The following is a 4763-nucleotide window of genomic DNA, read 5'->3' as shown; positions in this document are numbered from 1 at the left end:
TCTCGCTGGTCTCGGCAGGCATGGGCGTGGCGCCGATGACGATTTCGCCCTTCGCCCGCTGGCTGATCTCCGCCTATGACTGGCGAACCGCCATGTTCGACATCGGCATTACCGCCTGGCTATTGCTGTTGCCGGCGGTGCTGCTGGTGCGCCAACCACCGAAGCCCGTCATGGCCGATACCGGCTCCGCGCCGGTTGCCGAAGGCGCCGGCCTGACGGTCGGCAAGGCGCTGCGCTCACCGCAGTTCATCGTGCTGGGGCTGACCTTCTTTGCCTGCTGTGCGGCGCATTCCGGCCCGATCTTCCATATGGTCAGCTATGCCATGCTGTGTGGCGTCGCCCCCATGGCAGCGGTCTCGATCTACAGTGTCGAAGGCCTGGCAGGCCTCGGCGGCCGGCTCTTCTACGGCGTGCTGGCCGACCGGCTGGGCGTCAAGCCGGTGCTGATCGCGGGCCTGGCGATCCAGGCGATCGTCATTGCCGCCTATCTCTCGATCAGCCGGCTTGAGCAGTTCTACATGCTGGCCGTTATCTTCGGTGCCACCTATGGCGGCGTCATGCCGCTCTATGCGGTGCTGGCGCGCGAATATTTCGGCCAGCGCATCCTCGGCACCGTGTTCGGCGCCGCCACCATGCTGTCCAGCCTCGGCATGGCGCTGGGCCCGCTTGCCGGCGGCATGGTGTTCGACGCCTACGCCAACTATTCCTGGCTGTTCATCGGCTCGGCTCTTATCGGGCTCGGCGCGGTCGGCATCGCCATCGCGTTTCCGCCGCTACCGCGCAGGGAGTTCCAGCCGGCGTAGTCCGGGTCGATTTCCCAAACCTTGCTGGCCAGGCGCGCAATCAGCCTGGCCCGTTCGGTTCACTGCGGATTCCCCCTTGCGCGAGGCAGTTTACGGCCAACGTTTGCACCAAGCGATCTCGACTGAGCTCGCGCATCCAGTCCACGCCAGAGAGGACACCCTGATGGTCGAACATCCGAGTGGAAGCGAAAGCAACAGAATTGCCGCAAGCGCTGTTGCCGACGACGATCCGCGTCTCGCATTCATTTATCAGGAAGCAGTGAGAGGTCTCACGCAACAGCAAACCCTTGTGGAGAACATGAGCAGCCGCGCCGGCAGCCTTGTCTTCGCCACCGCCTTCGCAAACTCGTTGCTTGGCGGTGCGGCCCTTTCCAACGGGCTTGGGCCTTGGGACTGGATTGCGGTGGCCCTGCTGTTCGGCATTGGCGGGCTGATCGTCTTCATGCTTTGGCCCTACCACCAATACACATTCCGCTTCGATCCCGAAGAGTTGCTTGATCAATATGTCGACGGCGACAGGCCGACGACGATGTCGGCCATGCGCCGCGCGCTTGCGCTTCGCATCAAGGCGGACATGGCCGGCAACTGGCGAATTATCCAGCGGCTGCGGGTGGCGCTGCAGATTGCGCTGCTGTTTCTGCTGCTCGATATCCTGGCCTGGCTTTTGGCGATTGCAGGCGTTTGAGCCGGAGGGCACACGGGTCCGCCACGGCCCGGCGCTTGAAGGACAGGCAACCCACGATGGATCGAAAAGCTTTCTTGAGCATTTAAGCTTTGGCTAATAGTAGCCCAGGAGAGAACCAATGAAAAAGACGCTGCTCATTTTGAGCCTGCTCATTCCGCTCTCGGCGTGCTCCCGTACCGAACAAGGCGCTGTCGTCGGCGGCTTGGGTGGCGCAGCGGTAGGCGCCGCGGTGGCCGGCGATCCTGTGCAAGGGGCGGTTGTTGGCGGTGCGGTTGGCGCGATAGCCGGGGCCGTCATCGGGCACGCCAGCGAAGCCGGCCAGTGCAGATATCGCGATCAGTATGGCCGGGTTTACGTTGCACGATGCCCGGAGGGTTACTGACCTGGAGGCGCGTGATCTCTTTCGATCACGCGCCTCCTCCGGAGGTGGGATAAGCGATGGGCTATCGGATCAAAGTACTGCTGGGTTGCTGGTTCGCCGTTGCCAGCGCTGCCGCGATGTATGCGGCATCCACCGCCGCGATCTCCGCCGCGCCTGTTGATGCCAAGACGATTGCCGATCACCTCTCATCGGTAAAGTCCATGTCCGGGGACTTCGTCCAGTCGGGTCCAAATGCGGAGAGGACCCGTGGCAGGTTTTTTCTACAACGCCCCGGCAAGATCCGATTCAACTATGCAGGCCAATCAGGGATCAGCGTGATTGCAGATGGCAAATCCCTGGTGGTTTATAACAGAAAGCTGAAGACATCGCGGCTTTATGCTCTCTCGAAGACGCCGCTTAAGCTGCTGCTCGACAATAAGGTCGACTTCTCCGGCAATCGCGTGAAAAGCATCAGGGACGATGGCGCCCAAGTTACCGTCAAGCTGTCCGACAGATCGACCTTCGGCAATTCGAGCATCTCCATGGTGTTCGACAGTAAATCTCTCGATCTGCGCAGATGGAGCCTCACCGACGAGAAGGGACTTACCACAACGGTGACTATATCAAATGTGAAGCAGGGCGTTCGCGCTCCCGAGGGCACCTTCGTGATCGATTACACGGCAAACCGTGAATTCAACACCACCACGAAATAGCCGAAGCCGCGGGCATATTCCCTGGGCCGGAACCAATGCGATTACCAGCGGTTTAGTCCATGAAGGGACCGGAACCGCAAAGGACGCGGCGCAATGATTGAAATTCACAGCATGGAAGCGGCCAAAGCCAGACTGCGTATAAGGAGAGCTGAGCACTCTTTGAAGTGCGCGAACGACTTGCTGGATGAGGAAGGTGGCGTCGCCCTCAATCTGGCATTGTGCAGCCGGATAAGAGCCGCGCAAAGGCACCTGATCGAGGCAAGGGCACGCCTGATGACGATCGATCCCGCCAGGACGAATTGACCCGCTGGTGGTCGCACGTCAACCCCTGAGCGATAGGTCTATCGTGGCGCAAGGCCCGGGCGGCGCTCGGTTCGGCGATGGTCCGGCCCTTACCCAAAAATCCGATCGCCCTGCTCGTCGACCAACTGGATGCCCTTCTTGATCGAGATGTCGACGGCGTCGTCGAGCGGAGAGTTAAAGAAGGTTGTGTCAGACAGACCTAAGGCGATAATAGTTATTCGTGGGTAAGTGGGGCTTTTCAACGTGACAACTCGCCTGGGTCCGCTGGTAACCTTTTGCTTGATCGCCTTTGTCGCCTTGACTGCAACTGCATCGGCCGTCGCAAAGCAGAAAGCGCCCGAAGAATGGCCGATGAACTTCATTCTGGTTCGGAACGGCGATTGCAACGTCAACTGCGTCCAATGGATATCTGCCGAGGGCATAATAAAACCTGATACCGCCAGGCAATTTGAGAAATTTCTGCGGAAACTGAAGGGAGAAAGGCTTCCTGTCGTGTTTCAGTCTGGCGGCGGGAACGTGGATGCGGCGCTCGAAATGGGACACATGATCCGCGCCGCCGGCCTCGAAACTGCGATAGGCAGGACGCAGTTGAACGGCTGCCCGATGCTGGTGCCACGCTGTCCGCAAAAGATGGTCAGGAACGGCTGGTCGGAAGGGGAAGTTCATTCTGGTGGGGCGTACTGTTTCTCGGCCTGCCCATGGGCCTTGGCTGGGGGCCAGGTCCGCGCCGCAGCTGCCAATGCCCGGATCGCCGTCCATCAGATAACGAACGGCCGGAAGACACCCCGAATGCACAACGGCAGAAGAAGCCTTGATGAGATTTCGACGGTGCCTGATCCGGCGCTGAAGCAGTTGCTGTCCGACTATTTCGACGAAATGGGCGTCAACAGCGCCGATGTGTTCGCCATGATGGGGCTGGCAACGCCGCAGGGCCTTTATAACGTCTGGGACGCTGAAGCGCTCAAATCAGGCATCATAACGAAAGTCTACTCGTACTCGGAAGAACCGGGCTACGTCATCGGTGGAACGAATGTTGCCGATCCGGCCGATCCCACGCCGGCGGCTACTCCGGTGCCGGCGGTTACCACAATGCCGGACGAACTCATGCATTTACTGCCATAGCAAGGCGGCCTATAGAGTGAGCCGGCTTTGATGGCATTGCGGAGACCCGGCCTTGTTTGGCGTTCCTAACACGCTTGACAGCATCTTCACGCTGATCGGTTGGGCTCATTGCGAGATGCCGAAGATTTCGCCTCGACCGGTCCTGCCTATCCAAAAACCCGATCGCCCTGCTCGTCGACCAGTTGGATGCCCTTCTTGATCGAGATGTCGACGGCGTCATCGAGCCCGGCAAAGCGGTCGGCGCGGATGAATTTGTGTTCCTTCACCACGCCGTCGATCTCCTTGGAGACGACGCCGCAGGTCTGGTACTGGCCATCGGCCTTGTAGGGCGTGGCGCTGATCAGAAAGCCCTTGTGCTCGACCTGCTTGGCTGGCGCTGCACTCGTCGGCTCAGCCGTCTGGGTTCCGCCGCCGCCACCGCCGAAAAGACGCTTCAGAAAAGACATCGGACTTCCTCCAACAGCATTCATCCCGCACCATGTAGAGTGACGCGGGATGAATTTCACTATCGGTCCTTGGGCCAGCGGGCAAGGGCTGCGTCCGGTCGGCTGGACGAGCTTACTTGTGCGACAGCGCTTCCAGCGCCTCGGCGGCGGCTTCGAGGATGGCGATGGCCTCGGCCTGCTTGTCGGCCGGGGCGTCGACGAAGTCGCCCAGAGCCGCGCGCAGCCGGTGACGGACTGCGCGGAATTCGTCGCGCGCTTCCGAACGATCCCCGCGGCCGCCACGACGCCCGCCCTCTTCGCTCTCGTCGTTCCAGCCGAACCAGTCGCGCG

8 protein-coding genes and 1 pseudogene are annotated in these 4763 nt (G+C 60.8%); 6 read left to right on the top strand and 3 right to left on the bottom strand.

Features of this window, described 5'->3' with window-relative positions:
• The 5 genes from EN925_RS23985 to EN925_RS23965 form a co-directional block, all read left to right on the top strand.
• Window positions 1-803, top strand: an 803-nt coding sequence (locus EN925_RS23985) for an MFS transporter (RefSeq protein ID WP_128336983.1), incomplete at its 5' end; no start/stop codon positions are given.
• Window positions 804-1101: 298 nt separating this feature from the next.
• Entirely contained in the window at window positions 1102-1488 is a 387-nt protein-coding gene (locus EN925_RS23980; protein WP_082826532.1) for a hypothetical protein, read from the top strand.
• 118 nt (window positions 1489-1606) lie between these two features.
• The gene (locus EN925_RS23975; protein WP_127369557.1) at window positions 1607-1870 is read left to right on the top strand and encodes a glycine zipper domain-containing protein; all 264 of its coding nucleotides are present in this window, start codon (window positions 1607-1609) and stop codon (window positions 1868-1870) included.
• Window positions 1871-1926: 56 nt separating this feature from the next.
• Complete coding sequence (locus EN925_RS23970; RefSeq protein WP_127369556.1) at window positions 1927-2562, top strand: outer membrane lipoprotein carrier protein LolA; 636 nt, start codon at window positions 1927-1929, stop codon at window positions 2560-2562.
• Between the two features lie 93 nt (window positions 2563-2655).
• Window positions 2656-2865 carry a hypothetical protein gene (locus tag EN925_RS23965; protein WP_013530154.1) on the top strand — a complete coding sequence of 70 codons (210 nt, stop codon included), beginning with the start codon at window positions 2656-2658 and terminating at the stop codon, window positions 2863-2865.
• Between the two features lie 89 nt (window positions 2866-2954).
• Here the strand turns inward: EN925_RS23965 and EN925_RS23960 are convergent, their stop codons facing one another.
• Entirely contained in the window at window positions 2955-3227 is a 273-nt protein-coding gene (locus EN925_RS23960; protein ID WP_127369555.1) for a hypothetical protein, read from the bottom strand.
• Here EN925_RS23960 and EN925_RS23955 point away from each other — a divergent pair.
• Window positions 3217-3987, top strand: a complete 771-nt coding sequence (locus EN925_RS23955; protein ID WP_127369554.1) for a hypothetical protein — start codon at window positions 3217-3219, stop codon at window positions 3985-3987. The genes EN925_RS23960 and EN925_RS23955 overlap by 11 nt on opposite strands.
• Window positions 3988-4133: 146 nt before the next feature.
• Here the strand turns inward: EN925_RS23955 and EN925_RS23950 are convergent, their stop codons facing one another.
• Entirely contained in the window at window positions 4134-4433 is a 300-nt protein-coding gene (locus tag EN925_RS23950) for an HlyU family transcriptional regulator (RefSeq protein WP_024505488.1), read from the bottom strand.
• Between the two features lie 112 nt (window positions 4434-4545).
• Window positions 4546-4763: pseudogene (locus EN925_RS23945) on the bottom strand (PadR family transcriptional regulator); the annotation flags it as partial.

Source organism: Mesorhizobium sp. M7A.F.Ca.US.006.04.2.1, from assembly GCF_004022915.1.
GTDB classification, from domain to species: Bacteria; Pseudomonadota; Alphaproteobacteria; order Rhizobiales; family Rhizobiaceae; genus Mesorhizobium; species Mesorhizobium ciceri.
The sequence above is the reverse complement of the archived record's forward strand: the minus strand, read 5'-3'. Positions and strand labels throughout refer to the sequence as shown.

Bases quoted from the DNA above. Each gene is read 5' to 3' on its own strand.
- EN925_RS23980 (WP_082826532.1), top strand. From the start codon at position 1,102: ATGAGCAGCCGCGCCGGCAGCCTTGTCTTCGCCACCGCCTTCGCAAAC.
- EN925_RS23975 (WP_127369557.1), top strand. From the start codon at position 1,607: ATGAAAAAGACGCTGCTCATTTTGAGCCTGCTCATTCCGCTCTCGGCG.
- EN925_RS23970 (WP_127369556.1), top strand. From the start codon at position 1,927: ATGGGCTATCGGATCAAAGTACTGCTGGGTTGCTGGTTCGCCGTTGCC.
- EN925_RS23965 (WP_013530154.1), top strand. From the start codon at position 2,656: ATGATTGAAATTCACAGCATGGAAGCGGCCAAAGCCAGACTGCGTATA.
- EN925_RS23955 (WP_127369554.1), top strand. From the start codon at position 3,217: ATGAACTTCATTCTGGTTCGGAACGGCGATTGCAACGTCAACTGCGTC.
- EN925_RS23960 (WP_127369555.1), bottom strand. From the start codon at position 3,227: ATGAAGTTCATCGGCCATTCTTCGGGCGCTTTCTGCTTTGCGACGGCC.
- EN925_RS23950 (WP_024505488.1), bottom strand. From the start codon at position 4,433: ATGTCTTTTCTGAAGCGTCTTTTCGGCGGTGGCGGCGGCGGAACCCAG.